The organism is Sporosarcina cyprini (assembly GCF_022048975.1).
Taxonomy (GTDB): domain Bacteria; phylum Bacillota; class Bacilli; order Bacillales_A; family Planococcaceae; genus Sporosarcina; species Sporosarcina cyprini.
In genome coordinates this window covers 81,752-106,967 of the sequence record NZ_JAKMHX010000018.1, presented here as the reverse complement: position 1 = coordinate 106,967, position 25,216 = coordinate 81,752, and the positions used below count along the sequence as shown (strand labels likewise).

The following is a 25,216-nucleotide window of genomic DNA, read 5'->3' as shown; positions in this document are numbered from 1 at the left end:
CTTTTTGTGGGTGATCGGCTCGCTTTGTTTCAATTACTTTTCACCAGAAAGAAATCGATCATCTGAATTTCTTTTTCTTCTTCGCTTGATGCAGTTCAGCCATTTCACTTGCGATTTCTTCTTTCATATCGTTGGAATTGATTTTTTGATTTTTAGGTGTTTGTGGCAATGAAGCACTATTTTTACCTGTTTTATTATTGTGATTATCTCTTCCCATTTTGCCATCATCCTTTCGATATTGTCCTCACTAATATGGCATGGAAAGAAATTTTTATACGGAGAATAAAAAGTAGATTATTTGGTTTATTCTAATTTTCATAGGGTATAAGAATAGTTAAGTAATCTCAAGGAGGTCGAAGTATACATGTCAATTAGCAAGGAACTTCAAGCCTTACAAGACTTTCACTGTGATCATCGATGCGTATTAACTGTCTATTTGAACACGAACCCTGCAGACCCGGAGCAACAGAACGGCGCTTGGAAAATACAATTGAAAAATGGTTTAAAACGACTGGATGAATATTTGAAAGCATCCAAAGACGAACGGGAAATAAAAGCATTTGCAAATGTAAAAGCGAAAGTGGCCGAGGAAATCAATGCCAATAAAAACGACTTGCTTAAAGGAGTCGTTATTTTTGCGTCAGAGAACCCTGAACTTTGGTCAGTCCATTATGTTCAAATCCCTGTAAAAACCAATTTCTATTGGGAAAACCACCCGGTTACGGAGCAATTTGAATATATGATGAAAGCGTACCCACAAGCAGGCGTCGTCTTGCCGAGCTTTGGCGAGGTGCGTATTTTGGATACTGCCATGGGCTTTGTCCATGATGAAAAGACATATGCCTTCGACTCAGGCCTTGATGTGTGGAGAGAGCAGAAAGGTTTGAACTCAGCCAACCAGCGTGGCACGGGCGGAAGCCATGTCGATGATCTGGATCAACGACTCCGAGAAAATTTGGATCGATTTTATAAAGATATGGGCACGATTGTAGAAAATATGAGGAAGGAAAAAGGGTGGAGAGAGCTATACGTAGTCGGAGAAGCAGATCTGGCAAAATCGTTTGCTGGTTCACTTCGTCAGAAACCGAACAATTGCATTTATAAAAACCTAATCAATGTGGAACCGAGTAAAGTGCTTCATCAAGTATTTGAACGATAAACTGGAAAAAGGAAAGAGTTGAGTGAAAATCGGCTGCCTTAATGGCAGTCTTTTTTCTGTGTGAAGCTGATTGGCAATTCACCTCCGATATAGGAAAGTGCATAGGATACGGGCAAAGGAGGAATTGGCATGGGATTATTTATGAATGGCGGACAACATCCACAGATGTTTATGAATAAAGAATCCATACATGAACCAAATCAAGATTGCTACACCTATGATCCACTCACGGAATGGAAGACCAACCAGCAGATGATTGACGAGGAGATGCGCGACAACATTCAGCAGCTGGCTGTGGAACTGTCAAAAGAGCAGCTGAAACAAAAGGATCGATGGTTATCGGTTTCTTATCGTTTAGAGGAACTCAGGGAGCAGCAATACGAAGAGGCGGCATTTGAAGAGAATGTCATAGAAAGATTGGTGAAATTAGAGGAGCAAAATCAGCTATTGCACGAATCTTTCTTCTCAAAACAAGCCGAACAGCAGGAGCTAATCGGGCAAATTGAAACCATTCATCGCTCGAACCAAGAACTGACGATAAGCCTACAAGACACACAAAAGCTGCATGATGAATTATTAGTGAGAATGGAAGAACAGCGAAAGGATCAACAGAGGGTTGCCGAAGTTCTCGAAAAACAAACAGCAGCCCAACTAGAAATGACCAGCCGGCTTGATCGGCAAGAAGGAATGCTGGAGAAAATGGCACGGCAAATGGACCATCTGCGATCCATCATCTATGAACGCAGCCACGATTTGGCCGAGAAGATAGAGAAGGGTTATAAGATAACTACGCTCTACGCGGCTAAGTTAAAAAGAAGCCCAATAAAACATTCAGATGAAAGTACGGGATAAAGGAATGAAACAGGGGTCCGCTCAATATAGTCAAATGAGGAGGGAAATGATTGAGCGAAGGTGAACAAAAGAGAGAGGACCCGAACTTGGAACAGGCACCCGTACCAGCAGAGAAAACGGAGAAAACAACAATAGGTTTAACACCTAATGTAGGTGGAATGCTCAGCTACATCTTCATTATCGGCATTGTATTCCTTTTTATTGAAAAAGAAAGCCGCTTCATCCGGTATCATGCTTTCCAATCTTTGTTTTTAGCGGTGGCAGTTTTCTTGATCAATATTGTGTTAGGTTTCCTGCCTATCATTGGTCTGATTTTTAGTTTCCTCATATCATTGCTTGCGTTTGCCATCATGATTTTCATGATGTATCAAGCGTACAATGGAAACTACTACAAGCTTCCTATTATCGGGGAAATGGCAGAAAAGCAAGTGAATCAAGCAAAATGAAAGCGATGACAGTCCAGTCATCGCTTTTTTGCAATGGAATTAGTAATCTCCGATACTGCCCAAAATGAAAATCAGTATCCAAAAACAGATTTTCATCAAGAGAGCAACAGATCCTAAAATAATTCCGGCTATTGACATACCCCGGCCATACGATTTTTTTAGTCCCACAGATCCGAATATGATTGCTAAAATACCTAAAAAGTATGGAATGATGATAACTAAATTAAGTACGACTCCGATGATACCGAGAACGAGGGCTGCGACAGCCAGGCCGTTTCCTTCCGGACGATGTTGGATGGTTTGCGGTTGTTGCACACGATTCACCTCCAGGTCACTAAATCTTTCCTTTCTATATTACCATATTTGTACTAGGAAATATCCCCTTTCAATAGTCTATGTTATTACTGTACGAATGAGTAGGGTTACTAGTTTCACTGATCTATTTTCGTTATAATGGAAGAGGAAGAATTGTACTACTTTTTTAATAATTCAGGGGTGATGAGATGATTCAATTTGCGAAACCGACAGTTGAACAGTTTTTCAGGACGTACACAATTTCAAATTTTGCCATCAGCAAAGATGAAAAACGCCTGATCTTCAACACGAATATGAATGGAAAGATGAATTTATGGGCGATAGATTTGCCTGAAACCTATCCGTATTTATTTGCTCATGCGGATGAGTCCTGCGCCTTTATCGAAATCGATCCGGAAAACCGTTATGTGCTGGCTGGATTTGACCGGGATGGGGACGAGAACTATCAAATCTATGCGGTGCCATTCGAGGGTGGTTTACCAGAGGATTTGATCACTGGGGATTCAAGTGAAAAGTTCTTTCTAAGTTATGTAAGTGAAGATGGAGAACGTGTCTATTATGTCACTTCAAAAGACAATTCTAACTTTTTAAACACTCATATGCGTAATTTGAAGACTGGCAAAGACATCCTCCTGCACCTCGGTGATAAGGCTCCTACTCAGTTGGCAGCTGTATCAAAGGATGAGGAAAAGTTAGTGTATGTCAGTTCGCTTGCGAATACGTATGTGATTGGATTTGTAAAAATCGGGGATGAAACGATTTATCTGACTCCAGATCCTGATCAAGTGCATGTCACTTTCAATCCGATCTTTGTCGATAACGATACGATCTATTTCATCACCGATTATGATAGTGACTTTTCATATGTAGCTACATTCCATATTCCTTCACAAACATTTACGAAGGAATTAGAAATTAGTGGGGAGAGTGTGGGCTCCATCAACTGGGTCAAGGAAAAGAACGTATTTTATTTAACAACTTCACATGGAGTTGTCGATAAACTATATAAATACGAGGTAGAGTCGAAAACGTTGCAAGCTTGTTCACTTCCGATTGACACGGTGGATCAGCTGGAAGTGGCCAAGTCTGGAGCTGTTTATCTGCTGGGCCGGAGTGCAACGGTTCCTTTGAACATCTTCTGTTCATCCGACGGCGAGGAATGGAAACAGTTGACGGATAACCGGGTGCTTGGTGTGAATAAAGAGCAGATGGTAGAACCAGAAGTCGTAACGTATTCTTCATTTGACGGTCTGGAAATTGAAGCATTATTATTCAAACCAAAAGCCGAACAGGATAATGGGTTTACTATCTTTTGGCCACATGGCGGTCCGCAGGCAGCAGAAAGAAAGATGTTCCGTTCCATGTTCCAATGTTTCCTGAACAGAGGATACTCCATTTTTGCCCCTAACTTCAGAGGCAGTACTGGCTATGGCTCCGAATTCACAAAGATGGTGGAGCGTGACTGGGGAGAGGGGCCACGTCTAGATTGCATATCCGGCATTGAATGGCTTATCGAAAACGGGCATACGGATCGGGAGCGGCTATTCCTAGTCGGTGGCAGCTATGGCGGCTATATGGCCTTGCTATTGCATGGCAGACATGCAGACTACTTCAAAGCGGTCGTCGATATTTTCGGCGTTTCTAATTTGTTCACCTTTGTCGAGTCTGTTCCACCACATTGGAAGCCGATCATGGACCGCTGGATTGGCGATCCGGTGCGAGATAAGGAACGTTTTGAAAAGGACTCGCCTGTCACCTATTTAGATGGCATGACTAAACCGATGCTTGTCATCCAAGGCGCTAAAGATCCGCGTGTCGTTAAAGAGGAATCCGATCAGATTGTAGCCAAACTGGAAGCTCTCGGGCGGGATGTCGAATATTTGGTACTCGACGACGAAGGACATGGTTTCTCGAAAAAAGAGAATGAAATTACTGTATACAGCCGCATGTTGGAGTTTTTGGAGAAACATCAGAAATAAATTGCATAACAGCCTAGCGAACTAAGAGGTGTCGCTAGGCTGTTTTTTGGTGCGCCCGGCAGACTTCTGCATAACCAGTAAACCCATTCGTAAATCTGGTTGGGTGCCTGCGTGCCAACTTCGCTTTATTGGCGTTCAGCTGGAGTTAATGGCGTTCATTTCGATTTAATGGCGATCAACTGGAGTTATTGGCGTTCATTTCGTAATATTGGCGTTCATCCGGAGTTAATGGCGTTCAATTCGTTTTATTGGCGTTCATCCGGAGATAATGGCGTTCAATTCGTTTTATTGGCGTTCAACTGGAGTTATTGGCGTTCAGCTCGAGATATTAGTGTTCACCCGGTATGGCGTCCGTTTCCCGATGCCACGCTCCAAATACGAATTACGCCAAATTGGCAGTGCAAAATCAAGCATTCAATTCGCCGAATATTCATTACAACATGCCCATTCCCTTCTACCTCAATCCACGCTTCAAAAGGATAATACCTAACAAAAAACAGATGGGTGGATTCAACCCATCTGTCTAATCAATTCCAATCCTGCCGCTGCATATCTTCCGCAACCAACTGTAAATCATCTGCCGTAATGGTTATTACTTCGTAATCACTTTTTTCAGCATAGGAGACCGCCATTTTTTTCATGAATTTTGGCGACCCTTCGTTATCTTCATCATATACAAGCAGCAGTCCATCTGAGTTGCGAAGGAGAAACTTATCCCTCTCGATGAATTGCCAAGGTGCCTCATAGGGACGTTTCGTAAGACTGACTGTATAATCCGCATGAATCATCAGATTCTCATAGGCTTCCTGTTTGGCCTCGTTCCAATTTTTCTCTTGGTCTTCAAAAGGCGTAATCACCGCTAGCTGGAGCTCCGGATATTTGAGCTGTAAATCGATCGCAACTTCCGCTGCCCATGTCTCAACGCCGGGCTGTCCGCTGATGATCACCCACTCTAAACCCGTTTCAATAAGTGGCAACAGCCTGTTTTCCACCGCTTTTTTGATAATTGGAATGCCGGGGTGCTTATCGTTGAAGATCCCGAGTTCATGCGCTTTATATCCAGTAATGACAAGCCGCTTCAGCATCTGATCACTTCCTCTCGGCCTCATGAATCGCGAAGGCGGCCAGTTTGGAAATGACCATATCATCCATCGGCGGGTTATGCAAACCGGCTCTGACATCGCGGTAGTATCGCTGCAGCGGACAAGACATTTCCAAGCTTTTTGCCCCGACGATGCGCATGGCCTGGTCGACAATCGAAATAGCTGAATTCGTCACTGCCACTTTCGCCACACCGAGTTCCTGCTGCATGTAAGCTCTTCTGGAAGGATCGTCATAGGCTTCCGCGGTGCTATATAAAATATGGCGGGCTTTCATTAATTCCAAGTCCATTTGCCCGATGGCCGCCTGGACATTTGGCAAAGTGGCGATTGTCCCTTGAATGCTGTTTGGTGAATAATGAGCAGCGAAATGGACTGCGTAATCCCGCGCAGCTTGCGCAATACCGAGATAGCAAGCCGGGATATGCAATAGCCAGCCATTCAGTTTTTCTGTTCGTGGCGCTGTGTTAAACTCAACCAGCTGTTGATCCGTCACAAATACTTGTTCGAGTACCAGATCATGACTTTCAGTTGACCGCATACCGACCATATCCCATGTTGGATCAATCGATATACCAGCTGCAGAGCGTTTGATCAAAAAGGTTCCAACCCCATTTTTTTCTTCAACCCAAGCTGTGACGAGAAGATGGGTCAATACAGGTGACATAGAGGTAAAGGTCTTCCGGCCGGTAATTTTCCAGCCGCCGTCTACTGGCATAGCGATCGTTTGAGGCCGGCCGCCTCTCGTAGGACTGCCCGTTTGCGCTTCACTGACAGCCCGGTTTACAAGCGCTCCGTTTTGTACATCAATTGAAAATTGATCTAATAGATTTTGACTCCATGCCCGATGTTCATATAAATCCCCGACAACTCCCTGGTGCCAGCCGATCGATAACGCGGTCGCACCGTCGTATGAAGCCAAAGTCTCCTGCAACATGATCATGTCGGAAACAGTCATATCACTTCCGCCGTATTCCTTCGGCAATCCAAGCTTGGTGTAGCCCATATCGACAAGAGTTTGAATCGTCTTCCGAGGGAAACTGGAAAGCCGATCGTTTTCATCTGCATCGTCCTGGATGGATGCCTTCAACTCAGCCAGTTTGGCGACCCATTCTCGTTGCAATTCGGATTTCATAAAAAGTTCTTTCCTCATAACTGAATACACATCCAATCAAAAACATCATTTGATGATCTCTGAATAAGCAGGAAGGTTGGAATGATAACCTTTCCAAACGATGTCACGATAGAAAGAAGGATCCGTATCTCCTTCTGTGCTGACGCATAGAATACGTGAATCCCCATCGATGGATAGCGCATTACAAATTTCCGCCCCTTCCTCCGTCGTACGTAAATAGTATAGCAAGCCAATCGGAATAGAACCAGATTCGCCTGAAATGATCCTTTGATCATCACCAATCGGGTTTCCGAGCACTCTCATTCCTAAGGCAGAGAGGGAGTCGGCACAGGAGAAAGAAGCAACTGCCAAGTTTTTGAGCAATTGATATGCATATGGATTGGGAACACCACAGGACAAGCCTGCCATAATCGTAGCAAGATCTCCTTTCACTTGTTCCATATGTCCATCGTGCGTAGTGAAGGATCGGAAGAAGCAATCGGCGGCTCCTGGTTCAACTAAAATGATTTGTGGAGGATTATCAGGATACGCATTCGCGAAATAAGCGGTCATGGAAGCTGCGAAGGAGCCGACGCCTGCCTGTAAAATCACATGAGTCGGCGGTTCCATCTGTTCCGTATTTAGTTGCTCGGTCATTTCTGAAGCAATGACACTATACCCTTGCATAATCCATAATGGTATCTCTTCGTAACTCTTCCAACTAGTATCCTGAACCAGTATCCAATCATTCTCCTTTGCCAAATTGGAACACATTCGCACGGTATCATCATAATTCATGTCTGTAATCTGAACTTCCGCTCCTTCTTGCTCAATACTTTGCATTCTCGATAGAGAAGATCCTTTCGGCATGAAAATCAAAGACTTTTGTCCAAGTCTGCTAGCAGCCCACGCCACTCCTCGTCCGTGGTTTCCGTCAGTAGCAGTAATAAAAGTCATCTTTTCAAGATTCTTTTGTACTTCCAACAATTGATTGAAGGTTAAAGAATGTAGATCAAGCCCTGCTCGTTCAGCAATCACACGCCCTATTGCATAAAGTCCTCCCATCCCTTTGAAAGCATTTAACCCGAAGCGGAAAGACTCGTCTTTCACCGCCAGATTACTAATGTTCAGATGGGTAGCGAGATTTTTCAAAGAATACATTGGGGTCTTTTGATAGGCTGGATGGGTACGTAAAAAACTTCTAACTTGATCAATCGTTTGATGCTGAAAAGGGGAAAGATCGATCTTGGTAGAACTTTTGGAATGAAATCTATTTAATGTCCATCTTAACTGTTTCGTCATGCCATGGCCTCCTCTGCTAGTAGTCTTATCTTACTGTAATAGGTTTAAAAATTGAAACATTTCCAACTAGATGCTGGATAAAGGAGTTTCTTCAGTTATGGTATTAATTATGCAAAGTATGTTAGGAGTCTCTTATTATAGTTACCCTGTAATCCAGATTTGCATGCTTGCTTTCTGAGTCTCTACTAAATTCCTTTATCTAAGTTAGGGATAAAGGTTGGAGAGCAAGGGGAAGGGGGAGGCAAAAATAGTAGTGCTAAAAAAACTGCGAATAGGTTCACTTTTCAGCTTCTGGATAAAGCAGAATGGTATTTAAAGAACTAGAAAGGCATCCAAGGATGCCTTTCAAATAAGTTTGCGGAATGAATGATTAAACAAACGCAGAAATAACAATATGAAAATACACATGGATATGACAAATAAGATCCGGATGGGAAGCCATTCAGCCCATAACCCCGAGATGAATAAACCGAGAGGCAGTGTTAATTTCATGAGCATTGAAGATGTTCCGGCTACACGGCCGAGCAGGTGATTCGGGGTGAATTCCTGACGTATTGTAAAATACACAATATTTGATAGGGTGGTAGAAAAAGTCCGAATCGCTAGTGAGATCCCAATCATCCACCAAGTTTGCGAAAAAATTAAAAGTGCCATGGCAGTTATATCAAACAGTAATGAGTAAGTGTAAAGTGCTCCTCTTCCAAAACGTTTGCGCAGTTTTCCAACGACACTGGCCCCGACGATTCCTCCTATAGCTGATATCGTGAACATGAAGCCAATCTGTTTGGAATCCGCCCCTAGCACATCTGTTGCAAAGAAGACAAGCACTCCTATTACAAGACTCGAAGCGAAATTGCTGAACAGGACTGTCATCGTTGGAATCAATAATGTTTTATTACGAAACAGCTCGTCAATCCCTTCTTTCATGTCCTTCCAGAGTGAATTCTTCTCATTGGTTTTCACGTCCTTAGGCGGCACTTGAAGCAGCTGCATAAATAAAAACAACAGAATCAGGCAGCTGAAATAGATGGATAAAGTGGATTCATAAGAAAAGGCCGCGATTAGCATGCCTGCGATACCTGGACCAATCATACGAATCAGCGTGTCAACTAGAGAAAGCTTTGCGTTAGCGGAAGTTAACTGCTCTTTAGAAATCAATTGAGGAAGAACAGAATGATTTGCATTGCCAAACGTGTAGCCAGCAGAGGATAATACAAAACCAATTATGTATAAATGCCATATCTCGAGTTGCTTCGCCAAAAGTAAAACGAGTATGGCGGCCATACAAAATACCTGTATCAAACTTGTCCAAACCATCATTCGCTTGCGATTAAACCGATCAACGAAAACACCAGCAAGCATCCCTAGAAAGATATTCGGGAAAAATTCAATAGCTCGCATCATGCTCATGGATAATGCTGATTTACTTAAGTCGTAGATAAGCAGCGGAATCGCAATACTATACATTTGCATCCCGAAACTGGATAAAGTAGTTCCACCCCATAAGAATAGAAAATTTCTGTTTTTCCATAATGCATCTTCTACACGGATCTGTTTCACCTGTACCTCTCCTTTCATTTAATCTAGGAGAAGTATAGAATAGAAAAAGGTGAACAAAAAGTGATTCTTTCTTAAATAACAGTTCACCTTTAATTGGAGTGTTGATATGAGGTATACCGAGCATTTGCTTACATTGGCCGACCATTTTGAACGCGGATCACAAGTAGAAACTTCAATTGCCTTGTTGGCAGGTATGTTGAATTGTTCTGAAAGACATGTGAAAACTATTATGAATGCCTTACATGATGAACAAGTTGTAAGCTGGGCGACCAAGAGGGGGAGGGGAAAGAAACCTAAATTGACCCTTCTTTTATCAAAAGACGACATCTTAATTTCAGAAGCAAGACGGCTTGCAGAAACAGACCGGTACAAAGATGCATTTGCACTAGTTGAAACGAGTAGCCGATCTGCCAAGGAAAATTTTTATGAATGGTTTACGAATACGCTGGGCTTATCTCCCGGCAGAGAACAGGATGAAGAGCTGGATACATTACGCTATCCTTTTTACGATACTCAGCTGATCATGGACCCGATGCTGATCAAATCCCGGCATGACGCCCATATGGTACAGCAAATCTTTGATAGACTGGTAGAGTATCATGCGGAAACGGGAAAGCTGTTACCCCGTATCGCCCATCACTGGGAGACTGTCGACGGAAAGAAATGGACTTTCTATTTACATAAAGGCATTCATTTTCATCATGGAAGAAAACTGACAAGTAAAGATGTGCAGTTAACCCTATGCCGTTTACAGAAAGAAATCGGCGTGTTCCAAGAAATTAAAAGCATGGCCATCTGCAGCGAGACGGTCATTCAATTTGAGCTGAGCAGGGTGGATTACTTGTTTCCACGAAGTTTGGCATCAATGAAAGCCTCTATTATCCCAATCGAGAAGGGAGAAGACGATAGCTTCCGCAGTTTCCCTGTTGGCAGTGGTCCGTATCAAGTGCTATGCAATAATGAAAATATGATTCAGCTTGGGGTGAATGCATCCTATTTTTCAACAAGGCCATGGCTGGATCGAATAGAGATCATAAAAGCGCCGGCTGAATATGAAAAAAGGCAACACCATCCTTTTTTATTGAACCAACCGAATCCTTCGTGGAGACAGGTAAAGCAAATCGAAGAGGGAGCCATGTTCATTAGTTGCAATTGTGTAAAGGATGGGCCGTTAAGAAGAATAGAAATACGGAAGCAAATACTTGAAAGATTAATTCCGGAAGACATGCGAAATGAAGGGCATGATAATGAGTTCAGGGCGACCAGCTTTGTGTCAAAGCGTTCCTTAGAAAAACAAAATGCAGAAAGAGTCAGAGTGCCCGAAGAGCATTTTGAGAATCTTACATTAAAAATTGCAGTACAACAAATCCGCCCGGGCGCCAATCATGAAAAAGCGGCAAAGCAGCTACAAGCACAACTGCGTGATATGGGGATTTCTTCTCAATTGGAATTGGTCGATTCTACGACGTTGTGCAATGAAGATTCCCTCTCAACGTATGATATGTTTGTAGGCGGTATCGCTTTAGGAAATGATGAAATGGTATCGTTATTGCACGTAATGCAATCTCCTTCATTTCCAATTTATCCATGCGTTTCGGATCATCTTCGGAAGAGAATGGACGATGTGATCGGTATGATTAGGTGTTCACAAGATAATCAGACACAATGGGATTTTTATTTCGAAATAGAGGACCTGTTAAGCTCTGAATATGCCATTCTCTTTTTAAATCATCGACAACACACAGTGTACGAGCCGGAAGATAGTGAGTATGTTAACATCAAATTGAATTGCAATGGCCGGGTGGATTATCGGAATGTATGGAAAAAGTAGCAGTGGGAAGAAATTAGCGATGTATGACGTGGATTTCAACGTGGAATGAAGGAAAACCATTTTCCTGCGAGATGCGGTCTATAATTTGTTGAATGTCTTGAACAACTTTTTCATCATAGATATCGATATCGTACATGGATAATGTGATCACTTGCCTTTTGTCCGAAATGAATTGGTAGCCTGCACTTTCATGTAGTTCGTAGCCTTGTTCCTGAAGAGACTGGAACACGATGTTCGAAAAATCAGTTTCAATTATTTTATCCATCATCAACTCTTCATTGTATTTTGCCGGTATGTCCACATCGGACTCCAGAGAAGCATTTGTATCTCTCAGGTTCCATAGGGCATAGCTAATCAAAACAATGAGTAACAGTGTTAAACAAACAAGAATCACTTTCCGGATGTTTGTCTCTCCTTATCTTTTGGTAGTAATAGAGACTATGACGGAGTGGAAATTAACATGTCTGAACGAAAAAGGCGAGGAAAGACAAGTCCTCGCCTGTTGCAAATTTCCTGTCCTACTGGTGTTCGTGGAGAACATTGCAGGCGCTTAGCATATTTCCATCCCGGTCTTTAAAGCCGAAACCGCCAAGTCCGTTTTCTGGGTTGACGTTCAAGCTTCCGACTTCGACTTTTCGTTCCATCAGCCATTGACGAAACTCCGCAAGATTTTCAGTGTAGAAATCAATAATAGTATGCTCTACACCCGTAAATGAGTTCACAAAAGAAAGACGTTGCTGGTTTTCCGTTTGGACAAGAAACAAGGTCGGCACGCCTTTCGCTTCAAATGAAAGCATGGCCTGCGTCTCTCCTCTAAAAATGACGGTAACCCCAAGAATTTCCGTATAAAATTCAATGGATTGTGCGAGGTTGGAAACTGGGATTTCTACTGTTGCGATATGGGGTATGAAGTTAGACACTATGTAATTCCTCCTTTTTATCTGATATATTCTCCATGGGCAGTCAAAATCCTTTTTATTAGCTGCGAAAATATCCCTTGCCTGTGAAATATGGAAGTCATGCCAGGCGATATGTAATTCGCATGAAAGCCTGATTGCTTTCGGTGGAGAATACGTCATATGTAGTTGATTGGATGTATCCAGTGTGAGAGCCTTAACAATGTAATTCTTCCGAAGGAATGAAGTCTATTTGTGGAAATAAAAAAGAGGGGTGAGATACCCCCATCCATTCTAATTAATCTGGCATGAGCCAAACAATCTGTGCAATCCTTACATAAAAATCTTTAGAGCGTCCCGTCAATACAACATGATCTGGTTTTACAGCTTTAATGGTACCTTCAATGGACCCTTGGGTCGTTTCAATAACGATGAACTTACCTATGATAGATTGTAATGTCTCATAGACAAATGGATCGTAATTATAAACCGCCTGTAACTCCATACTCATCACTCCTTCATTGTCACGTCATGTAATCATATGCTCAGCACAACAGACGGGTGACAAACGCATAACAAAAGGAGCCACTCATCGAAAGGCAATGAGCGGCACCTGTTTTTATTATGTTCATTTAGATTTGCCATTGAGCTATTATTTATTGGCAAACTGATCTAAACAATCTTTCTCGCTATGTTTTGTTTTTTCCGTTATCAATTCTCCCGATTGATCCTCTTTCCCACAAAATTGGACCACTTTTTTCCGGAACTTTGTCACGCCGTAATAATATTCCAGTCCCGGTTCGTCTTTAAAGATCACTACATAATGGCCATGAAGAACCTTTCTGTTAATCGTATGCTTTGGTTCCAAATATCGTTGCTCCGCAATATCGCTATCAGTGTAACCTTGTTTTTCCAAATAAGCGGGGACGTGTTTCGTAACTACGGTTTTATCATATGGATTCCCATTATTGAGGAAATAAATGATGATTTTAGGCAAGGAGATGAATCCGATGATTAGCAGGAGAATCAGCAATAGTTTCATTACTTTTTTTCGATTCGATGAAAAGATAGTAATCTGCCCCCTTAAATATCTTGATCAGAAAGATGTAAGAAAAAATGGATAGAGAAGAGAAGGGTTTTATTCGAGGCTAATTATGATGTTACCTCTTTTCCAAGTGTCATTTATCTAACAAAAAAGGCACCACTCAATGAAGAGTGGCGCCTCGTATTAAGAACGGTTTAAGTAAGCCGCCTTTGCCGTACCGAATCATAGAAAGTTTTAAACCACCACTCCTCAAAGTGGGTGTTCGCAAAAACGTTCCTGTTTGTCCCAATCAATAATGGATTGGGCCTGCCATTCCGGTTTTCATATAAAACTCCCGTTTACAGCTTAAAGGTTAAAACTTAATGTGTATACGAACAATGCAGCTTATGTTTATATAATACACCTCACCAAATTTCTTTGCAATGGTAATATCATCCTTATATTCGAAAAGGACTTTTGTCTGGCTAGGTATGCCTGTTTGTACACATCCTAAAAAGGGAACATTAGAAAGGGATTTACGGTATGTACGCATAATGAGGTGATTTGTCTTGATGGATCGTATTTTCGCGGTGCTTGCTTTTGTCGGTGTTCCGCTTGTGCTATTGGGCGCTTTCTTGCATTGGAATGATATCGTTATGTTTTTATTATGCTGCGTCAGCATCGTAGCACTTGCCGGCTATATTGGCAGGGCGACGGAAAGCTTGGCCATTGTCAGCGGTCCTCGGGTGGGTGGTCTGTTAAACGCTACATTCGGCAATGCTGTTGAATTAATTATTTCCTTCTTCACTTTGCAGGCTGGATTGATCGGGATTGTGCTCGCCTCGTTGACGGGTTCGGTTCTGGGCAATTTGCTACTCGTCTTAGGGCTCTCCTTCTTTACAGGCGGTATTAAATATAAACGCCAAAACTTTAGTATTCATGATGCGCGTTATAATTCGGGACTGCTCATTTTTGCTGTTATTGTAGCATTTGTCATACCGGAGATATTCTCCATGAGCATGGATGAGAAGGCGACGATCACTCTTAGTATCGGCATCTCGATTATTTTAATTGCTTTGTATTTAGCGGGTTTGTTTTTCAAGTTAGTGACTCATCGAGGCGTCTTCTCTTCAACTGATAAGACTGAGGAGGAAACGGAAGAACCCGAATGGTCCAAATGGAAAGCTGTTGTCATCCTATTCATTTCTACTATTGCGGTTGCATTCGTTTCTGAACGGCTCGTCGGCACATTTGAGACGCTCGGTGAAAAGTTCGGCTGGAGTGAATTATTCATCGGTGTCATTATTGTTGCCATAGTAGGGAATGCGGCAGAACACTTTTCCGCCATTACGATGGCCATGAAAAATCGAATGGATGTCTCAGTGGAAATTGCCGTCGGTTCTACTTTGCAAGTAGCCATGTTCGTCGCGCCTGTGCTAGTGCTCGTTTCGTTATTCATGCAAACGTCAATGCCGCTCGTCTTCACAATTCCTGAATTGATTGCCATGATCACAGCAACGCTTCTCGTCATAAACCTGACGAATGACGGGGAGTCGAACTGGTTTGAGGGATTGACACTGTTTGCAGCGTACATCATTATCGGTATCGGTTTTTATTTGTTATGAAATTCCTGCATGTTTAGCACGGCTTGAAAGTAGGAAGAGTAGGAAGAGACCATAAAAAATGAGGAGTGTTACTATGGATGCAAAACAAACCGCGAAGAAAATCTTAGACAAAAGCTATGTCGGAACAATGGCAACTGTAGAAGCGGGAAAGCCATTCAGCCGTTACATGACGTTCTTCAATGACGGATTTACTCTTTACACGGCCACATCGAAAAAGACCGACAAAGTGGATGAGCTGGAGAATAATCCGAATACCCATATCCTAATCGGCTACGATGGTGAAGGATTTGGAGATGCCTTTTTAGAGATTGCCGGAACGGTGACCATTTCAGATGAAGAGGGATTGAAGGAAAAGATTTGGAATGATGCGATGAAGCCTTGGTTTGAGGGTCCGGATGATCCTAATTTAGTCATTTTGAAGGTTACGCCAACTGCCATGCGTTTAATGAATAAAAAAGGGGAAGAACCACAAGATATCTCCTTGTCATAAAGATAAAAGCTGTCTCATGCCAATTGGACATGGGACAGCTTTTGTCGTGACAGGGTCTTTAATTACTTGCGGTCATTTAATTTCCAAGTGGAGTAATTTAATGTCAATGCGAACATCACCCATCCGATATAGGGAATCATCAAGGTTCCTGCTGTCCGATCTACTTGATAAAATTCGTAAGCGGTCAAAGCGATGGCACCTAACAGTACTGTCATTTCTACAAGTGCGGTCCCACGCAAGCCCCATCTAAAAAAGAGGAACGACCATAAATAGTTTAGTCCAAGTTGAATATCATACATTGGTATCGCTTTATCATTGCCCATGCCAGATTCGTTCTTTGTTTGTACCCTGTATTTTGCTAAGCCCATTAACCCGTAAAGTGTTGTCCACGCAATTGGAAAGATGGATGGGGGAGGAGAAAAGGAAGGCTTCTCCAACTTCTTATATTTTTCTTGGGCATGCCGATTCGCCAGCCATCCAGTAATGGAGCCGCCGATAATCGGCACAAGGACGGTCAGTGCAAGCCGTTTGCCATCCAGTTTGCCGTTCACTTTAACTAATTCCATTCAAACACCTCCAAGTACTACTCACATTCCCTGGTTGAGCGTTTTAAAACAGGAGGTAAGAAGTTTGCTGAATAATAAATATAAAGGAAACTTCATCAATATGCGTTATAATTGAACAAAATTTAGTACTGTATAGCAAAGAGAGAGTGGTTTGAATTGAAGCAGAGAGAGCAGTGGACTTCGAAGATAGGATTTGTATTGGCGGCGGCCGGCAGTGCGATTGGGCTCGGTGCCATATGGAAATTCCCATACATGACGGGATCGAATGGTGGAAGTGTGTTTCTTCTGTTATTCATTTTATGTACAGTTGCAATCGGACTGCCGATCTTATTGGCTGAATTCATTATTGGACGGAGGGGACAGCATGATGCGGTTACTTCGTTGAAAATACTGGCTCCTGGACGGAAATGGTATTGGATCGGGTGGATGGGTGTCATCACATCGTTTATCTTATTGTCCTTCTACAGCGTAGTGGGCGGTTGGATTTTATCCTATTTGGTCCGGGCTATCTTTTTTAGATTGGACAGTTCTGATTATGGTGTGCTGTTTAGTGATATTATTGCTAATCCTATAGAGGTTCTAGCTGGCCAGGCAGTTTTCATGCTGCTGACGGTTTGGATCGTGCAAGGCGGAATTAAAGGCGGAATCGAACGTGCCAGTCGTTGGATGATGCCGCTGCTGTTTATCTTTTTTATACTGCTGGCCATTCGTTCGCTGACACTCGAAGGTGCGATGGAAGGGATCCGTTTCTTATTCATCCCTGATTGGAGTTACTTGACAGGTAAGACGTTTTTGCTGGCGCTCGGTCAAGCATTCTTTTCTTTAAGCGTAGGGGTTACGGCCATGATGACGTATGCATCCTATTTGCCGAAAGAGGAACGGCTCGGCCAGTCTGCATGGAATGTCTCGATTTTAAATATTTTTATTTCCGTGTTGGCAGGTGTCGTCATCTTTCCTGCAGTCTTTGCACTTGGCCACTCGCCAAGTGAAGGGCCAGGGCTAATTTTTGTCATTTTACCGGCTATTTTTAATGAAATACCGTTTGGCGGAATTTTTATGATTGTGTTCTTCATTTTAATGTTATTTGCTACATTGACTTCTTCCATTTCAATGCTTGAAATCGTCGTATCTACGGGTATCGGGAAAAAACATGATCGCCGAAAGCGGGCTGCTTGGGTGTTTGGCGTGCTCATCTTTGTTGTTGGCATCCCGAGTGCTCTTTCATTCGGAATGTTGTCCAATTGGAAATTCCCAGGCGGTACGTTCTTTGATTTTGCAGATATGCTGACGAGTCGTTTTGGTTTGCCAATTGGTGCATTATTGATTTCCTTCTTTGCCGGCTATGTAATGTCGAATCAGGATACTGCGGATGAACTGAAAACGAGCAGTGCATTCCATTTGGTCTGGAAGGGAATTGTCCGCTATCTCGCACCGCTTGCGATACTGATCATATTCATTGCTTCTTTTCTAACTAAATAAAAGTGAAAAACGGTCGCATTCCTGCGACCGTTTTTTATGGTTACATTGATGTTGACTTTTGATAAATGGAAGACAAGTTGCCAAATAGATCATAGCAATTCCCCATCTTTGTCCATCCATATTTTTCGTAATAACCGCTATGATCAGTTGTTAAGTAGAGAGTTTCGTTTCCTTTTCTGCTTGCTTCCTGCACAGCATGCGCCAACAGCTGGGACCCGATCGATTTGCCCCGGAAAGACGGATCTACATAGAGGCAGGCAAGCCAAGGCGAAATGTCTTGCCGGCTTACTAAATCATTGCGAAGCAAGGCATAGGTGCCGATGATTTTCTCGTCCTCCAAAGCGATGTAAAAGGACGGAAGATCACCGGCAGATCTCGCCGAATGGAACATGCAGTCTTTATAAAACATCATATTAGACTCGTTTCCCCATTGCTTCCAGAAGGAAGCGACGAATTCCTCGAACCGTTCCTTGTTTTCGTGTACAGAAATAATTTTCAAAAGTGACACCTCCATTTTGGTTAGTAAAAAATATCCATTTAATTGTAGACAAAGAAGAGTCCTCCATTCTATTATTATAGATGAATACTAGTAGGAGGGTCATCATGAAAAACATCATACGGTTACTAGCAACTTTGCTATTACTGCTTTGCATCTTGCCCGCTTCTTCAGAAGCTGCGACAAGTGAATTGAAAGTCCATTTTATTAATGTAGGGCAAGGGGAGGCAGTATTAATTCAGTCACCTAACGGAAAGAATATGCTCATTGATGGAGGGCCGAAAACAGCAGGAAAGACCGTTGTTTCTTTCTTAAAGAACAAAGGAGTAAAAAAGCTGGATGTAGTCGTTGCCACGCATCCAGATGCTGATCATATCGGCGGTTTGCTCGATGTACTGAATACTTTCCAAGTTGGTCAATTTATTGACAGCGGTAAAGTGCATACGACACAAACTTATTACGATATGCTGCAATTGGTAGATAAGAAGAACATTCCGTTCCAGGTACCTAAGGAATTAGACAAGATTGCACTGGATCCGAATATGATTATTCGGGTATTGCATGTCAATGAACTTGCCGAGGATACGAATGATGCATCCATTGTGCTGAAGGCAACATACAATCAAGTCTCATTCCTGCTAATGGCAGATGCAAGCTCGGAAATTGAGGATGAAATTCGTTCAAAATTCAATGTACAAGCGACTGTTCTGGAAAATGGCCATCATGGTTCCGAAACGAGCAGCTCAGCAGCGTTTATTAGCAACGTAAAGCCGAGTGTGGCAGTCCTTTCTTATGGCAAGAATAATGCGTACGGCCACCCCAGCTCAGTTGTAGAAAAACGGTTGCAAAATGTCGGAGCAAAAATCTATCGAACAGCAGTCGATTGCGATATTACAGTTACAACAAATGGCGTTAAGCACACAGTAGCAAATAGCTGCGGTAAATCGGCGTCTTCCGCTTCGGCACCAAGCAAACCGTCAGCTAAAGCTCCAGCAAAGCAGCCAGTACCAGTGGCAAAGCCGGCACCTGTCAAACAAACAGTCTTTAAGAATTGTACGGAATTGCGCAAGGTCTATCCGAAGGGCGTCGGCAAAAGCCACCCCGCCTATCAGGCAAAAATGGACCGCGATAAAGATGGATGGGCGTGTGAACGATAATGCAGAAGAAAAAATATACATTGGACCGGATGGAAAACGGCTATTATGTATTTATTGACTATCCAGCAGAGGAAAAGAGTCTTTTGATTGAAGTGGGAGAAGAGGATATTGAGTTAAAAGAAGGAGACATCGTAACGATCGAGGAAATAGATGGTTCCTATGCAATTGAAAGGCTGGAGACAGAGACGAAGGAAATGGAAGATAACGTCCGAAGCCTGTTGGAAAAATTGAAGAATAAGAAGTGAATAACATCCTGCCTCCTATAATGGGAGGGGGATGTTTTTTTCTGTTTGTTGGGTGGATTTGAGGAATTTTCATGCAGGCAATCGTACACTCAAGTGCTCGGCAGCTTCCATATGCTATACAGAACCTATTTTTTTAATAACTAAAATGGAGAAGCAACGTTTCATTTACAAGCATGGATGTCGAGATACGGACAAGTCTATGGTAACAAGTAGCACACATAAGGAGAGCGAATGTATGGATGTTTATTTGAAAGTGATACCGGCTTTCTTTTCAGGAATTCTTACTTTTTTATTCGGTGGCTGGAACGCCATGTTAGCTATTTTACTAACGCTCGTCGTCATTGACTTTATTACAGGCATGGTGGCAAGTGCCCTCGCAGGAAGACTGCGCAGTCATGTTGGCATGCTTGGCATCGCACGGAAAGTATTAATTTTTATCATGGTAACCGTTGCCCATCTTATCGATCTTATTTTAAGCGAAAGTGGAATCCAGTCATCGGAAGCTGTGATGACCATGGTCATCGTTTTTTATTCGATCAATGAAATCTTGTCCATTACGGAAAATGCCGGGAGAATCGGGTTGCCTATTCCTGAGGCAGTTAAGAATGCTGTTGAGATATTACGGAATAAAAGAGACAGGAAATAAGAAAAAGATATTTATACTACTGTTAGAGTTCAAGTCTTTTCAGCTTGTGCCAGATTATTAAATAAGCAGGTTTTTTACCGCTTTTATGATGATATCAGGTCGATCCAGATGAATGGAGTGACCTGCGTCTTCCGCCAAGATATATTTACCACTACTGTTTAGCGTAACTTGCTCCAGAATCAAATCCTGCCAAACATTTTCAATAGCGATCGCATCTTCTTTCGTCACCTCTTCCGAATGGCGGACGGAATATTCAGGATCTCTGCCGATCACTACAAGTGGCATGTCGGGAAATTCACCTGCTTGCTTGATCGTCAGCGCACAGTGTTCCCAAGCGTTTATTTCTGAAGCCATCGCTTTGTACAAATTGGGATTCGTTTGACAAAGGATCATATTACGTTGTGCCGAGGGGGAAAGCGAAAGTTGGTTGCTCTCCAGTTGTGGTTTGATCTCTTCAGCTAATTGCTGTGGTGTCATCCTGGAATAATGGATGCATTTCTCTATCCAGCGTTCGTCGGAATCGTCATCATCAGACAAAGGAATTTGGTTTAATCTTTGAAGATGAATGGAAGTCGAATCAACTAACATAACACCTGCAACTGAGTTCGGGAAGAGCTTTGCAAAGTGCTGCGCACATAAGCCGCCGTAGGAATGTCCCACTAGAAGGATTGGCTCAGTAATCCTGTGAATGTCTAGGAATTGTTTAAGATCAAGGGCTGTCGTATACGTAGTCCTGCTTTCGTCGCCAAGCTCGCTATTTCCAACTCCTGGTCTATGTACAACAACGACTTTCGTTAACTGGCATAGTTGATTATAAACAAGCTCCCATTCATACATGGAAGAGGACATGCCCGGCAGGATGACAACAGTGGGGCATCCTGTTCCTCCCATCATGGCCTCGATTTTTTTATCCCCAATAGCAGTTATTGTCTTCTGCATTTCAAAACCTCATTTCGCTGAAATCGTAATCCGTAGATTTGGAACTTGTTATACCTTTATATTCAATGAACGATGAAGCGAATCCTGCTAGTGGAGGAAAAGTAGCTATTTCATTGAAAATACATTAGGGGGGTATATAATAAAGCTAGAAGGAGTTGTTACTATGCAATTTAAAGTGGGAATATTGTTGTTTGATGATGTAGATGTACTAGATTTCGCTGGTCCCTATGAAGTGTTTAATCTGTCAACGTATAACGACAGCGATGTCAACAAACTGTTCAGGAACCAATTGAAATCAGAAGATAAGCCATTTACTGTTTGTACATTTTCTAAAGGGGGAGAACCAATAAAAGCTCATAACGGTTTAAGAGTTTCACCTGACTATAGTTTTGTGAATATGCCATCTTTTGATGTCATTGTAATACCGGGCGGACCAATTAGTGCGATTAAAATGTAAGTGGTGATAGGGAGATAATTAACTGGTTATCAAAACGATCGCAAAGCGAATTAGTCATATCCGTTTGCACCGGCGCTCTTTTCTTAGCGGAAGCAAATTTACTGGAAGGGAAACGGGCAACGACTCATCATTCAGCATTGGAGCTGCTGGAAAGTAAATATACGGATATTGATGTGGTTAGGGGTAGTAAATATGTGGATCAAGGAAATGTTATTACCTCTGCAGGGATTTCCGCAGGGATCAATATGGCATTGCATGTTGTCTCAAGACTTGTAAATGAGGAGGCTGCCATTAGGACAGCCCGTACGATTGAATTTGAAACACAACTTACTAACTAGTTTTCTGTAGACCTCTTCCTTTCTGCACTGTGAGAAAGAAGGGGTTTTCATTCAAACGAACGTTTGACTATTAGTTGAAATAAAGGTACATTATATTCAAATGTGCGTTTGAATGAAAGGGGATTAGGGATGAATATGAATAAATTAGATGTCCTCATAATTGGAGCAGGGCAGGCAGGGTTGTCAATGGGTTACTATTTGCAGCGATATAGTAAAAACTTTGTCATTCTTGATCAAGGGACGGAAGTGGGGGAGGTGTGGAGGAGAAGATATGATTCTCTTCAACTTTTTACGCCTAGGATGTACAGTTCATTGCCGGGATTAGCACTCGAGGGAGATCCCCATGGCTTTCTGATAAAAGATGAGGTTGCCGATTATTTGAAACGGTACGCAATAGAATTGTCGTTGCCGATCCAACTCCGTACAAAAGTGCTGAAACTGACACGAGATTCAGAAGGATTTTGTATTGAAACTAACAGAGGGACGTATTGGGCTGGTCAAGTCATCATTGCAACCGGCCCCTTCCATACGAAACGGGTGCCAGACTATGCTAAACAAGTAAGTACCAATACCCTTCAAATACACTCGTCCGAATATACGAATGCTAGTCAACTGAACGAAGGAAATGTTTTAGTTGTGGGTGGGGGAAATAGTGGAGCACAAATTGCCGTGGAGTTAGCTAAGAGAAGAACTACCTTTTTAGCTGTCAGTAAACCGCTCCGCTATTTTCCTTTAACAGTAGCTAGAATAAGTGTATTTTGGTGGTTTGATAAAATCGGATTGTTACATGCACCAAGCACATCGATTATTGGACGAAAGCTAAGAGAAAAAGGCGATCCGATATTTGGCAATCAACTACGCTCTGCTATAAAAAAGGAGAAGGTCAAAGTGACTGCCAGGGTTTCGAATGCAGATGGTCGAAATGTGTTCTTTGTAGACGGCACCTCAATTCAAGTAGATAACATCATTTGGGCGACCGGTTTCGAGCCTGCTTATGATTGGATACATATTAATGGAGTTTTAAATGAACGAGAGGAAGTCATCCATGAGCGAGGAGTCAGCCCAATCAACGGTCTCTATTTTCTCGGTTTACCATGGCAATCGCATAGGGGTTCCTCCTTATTGCTGGGTGTTGGGGATGATGCCAACTATATTGTGGAGAAAATTGTAGATTAACAGCTGGGATCGAGCGGAGTGGTATGATGTTTTTGTCAGATCAAGACAGAGAGGGAGAGAAATAATGGTTACATTCCAAGAGCTGAAGGACAAGCAAGATTACGGCTTCTTTCAGGAGATGTTTTACGAATCGATTCACATTCCTGAAAATAAACCATCCCTAGCGGAGCTGTTGAGTGAACCGAATTTACGAAAATACTATGATGGATGGGGAAGAAAAGGGGACTATGCTCTGCTGGCCAAAAATGACGAAAACGAAGCGATCGGAGCAGTGTGGTATAGGTTATTCGATACCGATAACAAAGGATATGGCTTTGTCGATGAGAACACACCTGAAATAGGAATTGCCGTTCGAAAAGAGTTCCGAGGCAGGGGAGTCGGAACAATATTGATGCAAAATATTATCCAGCGCGCAAAGGAAGAAGGGTATACTGGCATTTCTCTCAGTGTGGATTTAGAAAATAGAGGTGCCATCGCATTGTATGAAAAACTCGGATTTCGGGATTATGAAACAGTTGGGACATCTAAAACGATGCTCTATCGGTATTAGAAGAAATAGTGTATTAGAATAAATCTATTATTTACTGGCGCCCTTTCTAGAAGGACGCTATTTTTTTGAGAATTTATTAATCCTACTAAAATTACCAATTCATTTGAGGAAATAGTACAATCTTATGTAAGGTTGATTCAGAAAAGTTTGCCGGCTTGTGTGATATGTCGCTGGGCAAGTTGACTTATAGGGGAGGAAGTTTGAATGAAAGCTGTCATATTTGATTTTGACGGAACGTTAGCCGATACGTTGCCAATCTGTTTTTATTCTTTTCAAAGGGTTTTTGAAGTGTTCGATAAAAGAAAACTTACTTCGTTGCAAGTTGAAGAGATGTTTGGGCCATCTGAAATTGGCATTATTCAGCAACAGCTGTTACATCCAGCGAAAGAAGATGCGATCGAATACTTTTACCAAATTTATTCCGAATATCATCATGAGCTGGTCTTGGAAAACAAAGAGATAATTGATCTCTTGTTGTTATTAAAATCGTTACATATCAAAATAGGTATTTTCACGGGAAAAGCGCGAAGAAGTTTAGATATCTCCTTAAAGGCATTGAATATGGTAGAGATGTTCGATGTTATTGTTACGGGAGATGATGTAGTAAAGCCTAAACCTGATCCGGAGGGGCTACTAAAAGCAGTAAATCTATTGAAGGTGGATAAAAATGATGCTGTTTTTATTGGAGATACCGATGCTGATATTATTGCAGGCAAGAAAGCTGGTATTACTACTATTGGAGTGAGCTGGCTGGCAAAAGAGCAAGTTGGGTCATTTAGTGAAACACCACATTCTCTCTTATCGAGCGTTAAGGAATTCCACTGTTTAGTAAAGGAGAGAGTCGGCATATGAGCCATCTATGGTTAGAGTGGACAAAACGAATTCAAGCTATCGCACAGTCAGGACTGGCTTTTTCCAAAGACATTTATGATATCGAGCGCTATGAAGAATTACGCGAGATAAGTGTAGAGATGATGGCGGCACATACTGATTTAGAAATAGTGAAGATTAGAGAACTTTTTACAAATGATGAAGGTTATCAAACACCCAAAAACGATGTGCGCGGAGTCGTTTTTAAAGACGGACGGATATTAATGGTTAAAGAAAAAGCGGATGACAAGTGGGCTTTGCCTGGTGGTTTTTGCGATATCGGATTGTCACCCTCTGAAAATGTAGTGAAAGAAATAAAAGAAGAGTCCGGCTACGATGTAGTTCCCGTAAGACTACTCGCGCTGTTTGATAAGAATAAACATCCTCATCCCCCGGAAGCCTATCACTATTATAAAATATTTATATTATGCGAGCTGATTGGCGGGGAAGCGAGTGCAGGTGGGGAGACAAGCAGTATCGACTTTTTCGCGGAAGATCAATTACCTAGAGTATCAGCTAATAGAAATACGGAATGTCAGATTAAGACGATGTTTGAGTTTTTAAGGGATCCTTTAAAAGAAACGATACTTGATTGAAGTGATGT

General features: G+C 42.3%; 31 protein-coding genes. 18 read left to right on the top strand and 13 right to left on the bottom strand.

Translation table 11 applies throughout. The features are described 5' to 3' along the window. Positions 1–58: 58 nt before the first annotated feature. The gene (locus L7D49_RS06080; protein WP_238079941.1) at positions 59–217 is read right to left on the bottom strand and encodes a YfhD family protein; all 159 of its coding nucleotides are present in this window, start codon (positions 215–217) and stop codon (positions 59–61) included. A 147-nt stretch (positions 218–364) separates the two neighbouring features. Here L7D49_RS06080 and L7D49_RS06075 point away from each other — a divergent pair, with 147 nt between their 5' ends. The 3 genes from L7D49_RS06075 to L7D49_RS06065 all read left to right on the top strand — a co-directional run bounded on the left by L7D49_RS06075 (position 365) and on the right by L7D49_RS06065 (position 2,457). After that, entirely contained in the window at positions 365–1,159 is a 795-nt protein-coding gene (locus L7D49_RS06075) for a VLRF1 family aeRF1-type release factor (RefSeq protein ID WP_238079940.1), read from the top strand. 129 nt (positions 1,160–1,288) lie between these two features. Beyond that, positions 1,289–2,011, top strand: coding sequence for a hypothetical protein (locus L7D49_RS06070; RefSeq protein ID WP_238079938.1), 723 nt, complete (start codon positions 1,289–1,291; stop codon positions 2,009–2,011). 50 nt (positions 2,012–2,061) lie between these two features. Continuing rightward, the gene (locus tag L7D49_RS06065; RefSeq protein WP_238079937.1) at positions 2,062–2,457 is read left to right on the top strand and encodes a DUF4870 domain-containing protein; all 396 of its coding nucleotides are present in this window, start codon (positions 2,062–2,064) and stop codon (positions 2,455–2,457) included. Positions 2,458–2,496: 39 nt separating this feature from the next. Here L7D49_RS06065 and L7D49_RS06060 read toward each other — a convergent pair whose 3' ends face one another. Beyond that, on the bottom strand, positions 2,497–2,772 hold the full coding sequence (locus tag L7D49_RS06060; RefSeq protein ID WP_238079935.1) for a DUF4190 domain-containing protein: 276 nt from the start codon (positions 2,770–2,772) through the stop codon (positions 2,497–2,499). Positions 2,773–2,960: 188 nt separating this feature from the next. Between L7D49_RS06060 and L7D49_RS06055 the strand changes: the two genes are divergently transcribed. Beyond that, the gene (locus L7D49_RS06055; protein WP_238079934.1) at positions 2,961–4,751 is read left to right on the top strand and encodes a S9 family peptidase; all 1,791 of its coding nucleotides are present in this window, start codon (positions 2,961–2,963) and stop codon (positions 4,749–4,751) included. A gap of 111 nt (positions 4,752–4,862) precedes the next feature. Continuing rightward, positions 4,863–5,234 carry a hypothetical protein gene (locus L7D49_RS06050; protein WP_238079932.1) on the top strand — a complete coding sequence of 124 codons (372 nt, stop codon included), beginning with the start codon at positions 4,863–4,865 and terminating at the stop codon, positions 5,232–5,234. Between the two features lie 44 nt (positions 5,235–5,278). Here L7D49_RS06050 and L7D49_RS06045 read toward each other — a convergent pair whose 3' ends face one another. The 4 genes from L7D49_RS06045 to L7D49_RS06030 all read right to left on the bottom strand — a co-directional run bounded on the left by L7D49_RS06045 (position 5,279) and on the right by L7D49_RS06030 (position 9,827). Beyond that, positions 5,279–5,836 (bottom strand): SLOG family protein, encoded by a 558-nt coding sequence (locus tag L7D49_RS06045; protein ID WP_238079929.1) that lies wholly within the window; start codon positions 5,834–5,836, stop codon positions 5,279–5,281. A gap of 4 nt (positions 5,837–5,840) precedes the next feature. Continuing rightward, positions 5,841–7,004: an acyl-CoA dehydrogenase family protein gene (locus tag L7D49_RS06040; RefSeq protein WP_238079928.1), complete on the bottom strand. Its 1,164-nt coding sequence runs from the start codon at positions 7,002–7,004 to the stop codon at positions 5,841–5,843. 27 nt (positions 7,005–7,031) lie between these two features. Next, entirely contained in the window at positions 7,032–8,267 is a 1,236-nt protein-coding gene (gene dpaL / locus L7D49_RS06035) for a diaminopropionate ammonia-lyase (protein WP_238079927.1), read from the bottom strand. Positions 8,268–8,612: 345 nt separating this feature from the next. After that, the gene (locus L7D49_RS06030; protein WP_238079925.1) at positions 8,613–9,827 is read right to left on the bottom strand and encodes an MFS transporter; all 1,215 of its coding nucleotides are present in this window, start codon (positions 9,825–9,827) and stop codon (positions 8,613–8,615) included. 106 nt (positions 9,828–9,933) lie between these two features. On the opposite strand from L7D49_RS06030, the gene L7D49_RS06025 reads away from it, so the two are divergent. After that, the gene (locus L7D49_RS06025; RefSeq protein WP_238079924.1) at positions 9,934–11,658 is read left to right on the top strand and encodes an ABC transporter substrate-binding protein; all 1,725 of its coding nucleotides are present in this window, start codon (positions 9,934–9,936) and stop codon (positions 11,656–11,658) included. 13 nt (positions 11,659–11,671) lie between these two features. Here L7D49_RS06025 and L7D49_RS06020 read toward each other — a convergent pair whose 3' ends face one another. The 4 genes from L7D49_RS06020 to L7D49_RS06005 all read right to left on the bottom strand — a co-directional run bounded on the left by L7D49_RS06020 (position 11,672) and on the right by L7D49_RS06005 (position 13,596). After that, positions 11,672–11,959 (bottom strand): hypothetical protein, encoded by a 288-nt coding sequence (locus L7D49_RS06020; RefSeq protein ID WP_238079923.1) that lies wholly within the window; start codon positions 11,957–11,959, stop codon positions 11,672–11,674. Between the two features lie 217 nt (positions 11,960–12,176). Next, the gene (locus tag L7D49_RS06015) at positions 12,177–12,578 is read right to left on the bottom strand and encodes a VOC family protein (protein WP_238079921.1); all 402 of its coding nucleotides are present in this window, start codon (positions 12,576–12,578) and stop codon (positions 12,177–12,179) included. Positions 12,579–12,852: 274 nt separating this feature from the next. Beyond that, positions 12,853–13,065: a YuzF family protein gene (locus L7D49_RS06010; RefSeq protein ID WP_238079920.1), complete on the bottom strand. Its 213-nt coding sequence runs from the start codon at positions 13,063–13,065 to the stop codon at positions 12,853–12,855. A gap of 141 nt (positions 13,066–13,206) precedes the next feature. Then, entirely contained in the window at positions 13,207–13,596 is a 390-nt protein-coding gene (locus L7D49_RS06005; protein ID WP_238079919.1) for a DUF3139 domain-containing protein, read from the bottom strand. A gap of 554 nt (positions 13,597–14,150) precedes the next feature. Here L7D49_RS06005 and cax point away from each other — a divergent pair. Both cax and L7D49_RS05990 read left to right on the top strand, forming a co-directional pair. Continuing rightward, positions 14,151–15,203 carry a calcium/proton exchanger gene (cax, locus tag L7D49_RS05995; RefSeq protein ID WP_418895852.1) on the top strand — a complete coding sequence of 351 codons (1,053 nt, stop codon included), beginning with the start codon at positions 14,151–14,153 and terminating at the stop codon, positions 15,201–15,203. A gap of 73 nt (positions 15,204–15,276) precedes the next feature. Beyond that, entirely contained in the window at positions 15,277–15,693 is a 417-nt protein-coding gene (locus L7D49_RS05990; RefSeq protein WP_238079917.1) for a pyridoxamine 5'-phosphate oxidase family protein, read from the top strand. A 62-nt stretch (positions 15,694–15,755) separates the two neighbouring features. On the opposite strand, the gene L7D49_RS05985 is transcribed toward L7D49_RS05990, so the two are convergent. Continuing rightward, positions 15,756–16,259, bottom strand: a complete 504-nt coding sequence (locus tag L7D49_RS05985; RefSeq protein ID WP_238079916.1) for a TspO/MBR family protein — start codon at positions 16,257–16,259, stop codon at positions 15,756–15,758. Positions 16,260–16,415: 156 nt separating this feature from the next. Between L7D49_RS05985 and L7D49_RS05980 the strand changes: the two genes are divergently transcribed. Then, positions 16,416–17,738 carry a sodium-dependent transporter gene (locus tag L7D49_RS05980; RefSeq protein ID WP_238079915.1) on the top strand — a complete coding sequence of 441 codons (1,323 nt, stop codon included), beginning with the start codon at positions 16,416–16,418 and terminating at the stop codon, positions 17,736–17,738. A gap of 40 nt (positions 17,739–17,778) precedes the next feature. On the opposite strand, the gene L7D49_RS05975 is transcribed toward L7D49_RS05980, so the two are convergent. Further along, positions 17,779–18,246: a GNAT family N-acetyltransferase gene (locus L7D49_RS05975; protein WP_238079914.1), complete on the bottom strand. Its 468-nt coding sequence runs from the start codon at positions 18,244–18,246 to the stop codon at positions 17,779–17,781. 95 nt (positions 18,247–18,341) lie between these two features. On the opposite strand from L7D49_RS05975, the gene L7D49_RS05970 reads away from it, so the two are divergent. The 3 genes from L7D49_RS05970 to L7D49_RS05960 all read left to right on the top strand — a co-directional run bounded on the left by L7D49_RS05970 (position 18,342) and on the right by L7D49_RS05960 (position 20,282). Continuing rightward, complete coding sequence (locus L7D49_RS05970) at positions 18,342–19,391, top strand: MBL fold metallo-hydrolase (RefSeq protein WP_238079913.1); 1,050 nt, start codon at positions 18,342–18,344, stop codon at positions 19,389–19,391. Then, positions 19,391–19,636: a DUF3006 family protein gene (locus L7D49_RS05965; protein ID WP_238079912.1), complete on the top strand. Its 246-nt coding sequence runs from the start codon at positions 19,391–19,393 to the stop codon at positions 19,634–19,636. The genes L7D49_RS05970 and L7D49_RS05965 overlap by 1 nt, the downstream gene beginning before the upstream one ends. Positions 19,637–19,871: 235 nt before the next feature. Further along, entirely contained in the window at positions 19,872–20,282 is a 411-nt protein-coding gene (locus L7D49_RS05960) for a phage holin family protein (protein WP_238079911.1), read from the top strand. A 57-nt stretch (positions 20,283–20,339) separates the two neighbouring features. Here L7D49_RS05960 and L7D49_RS05955 read toward each other — a convergent pair whose 3' ends face one another. Next, positions 20,340–21,221, bottom strand: coding sequence for an alpha/beta fold hydrolase (locus tag L7D49_RS05955; protein ID WP_238079910.1), 882 nt, complete (start codon positions 21,219–21,221; stop codon positions 20,340–20,342). 163 nt (positions 21,222–21,384) lie between these two features. Between L7D49_RS05955 and L7D49_RS20335 the strand changes: the two genes are divergently transcribed. The 6 genes from L7D49_RS20335 to L7D49_RS05930 all read left to right on the top strand — a co-directional run bounded on the left by L7D49_RS20335 (position 21,385) and on the right by L7D49_RS05930 (position 25,208). Then, the gene (locus L7D49_RS20335) at positions 21,385–21,678 is read left to right on the top strand and encodes a DJ-1/PfpI family protein (RefSeq protein ID WP_336246374.1); all 294 of its coding nucleotides are present in this window, start codon (positions 21,385–21,387) and stop codon (positions 21,676–21,678) included. Between the two features lie 14 nt (positions 21,679–21,692). After that, positions 21,693–22,016, top strand: coding sequence for a DJ-1/PfpI family protein (locus L7D49_RS20330; RefSeq protein WP_336246376.1), 324 nt, complete (start codon positions 21,693–21,695; stop codon positions 22,014–22,016). A gap of 129 nt (positions 22,017–22,145) precedes the next feature. Then, on the top strand, positions 22,146–23,192 hold the full coding sequence (locus tag L7D49_RS05945; protein ID WP_238079909.1) for a flavin-containing monooxygenase: 1,047 nt from the start codon (positions 22,146–22,148) through the stop codon (positions 23,190–23,192). A gap of 64 nt (positions 23,193–23,256) precedes the next feature. Continuing rightward, the gene (locus L7D49_RS05940; protein WP_238079908.1) at positions 23,257–23,742 is read left to right on the top strand and encodes a GNAT family N-acetyltransferase; all 486 of its coding nucleotides are present in this window, start codon (positions 23,257–23,259) and stop codon (positions 23,740–23,742) included. Between the two features lie 204 nt (positions 23,743–23,946). Beyond that, positions 23,947–24,594: an HAD family hydrolase gene (locus L7D49_RS05935; RefSeq protein ID WP_238079907.1), complete on the top strand. Its 648-nt coding sequence runs from the start codon at positions 23,947–23,949 to the stop codon at positions 24,592–24,594. Continuing rightward, on the top strand, positions 24,591–25,208 hold the full coding sequence (locus L7D49_RS05930) for an NUDIX hydrolase (protein WP_238079906.1): 618 nt from the start codon (positions 24,591–24,593) through the stop codon (positions 25,206–25,208). The genes L7D49_RS05935 and L7D49_RS05930 overlap by 4 nt, the downstream gene beginning before the upstream one ends. Positions 25,209–25,216: the final 8 nt, after the last annotated feature.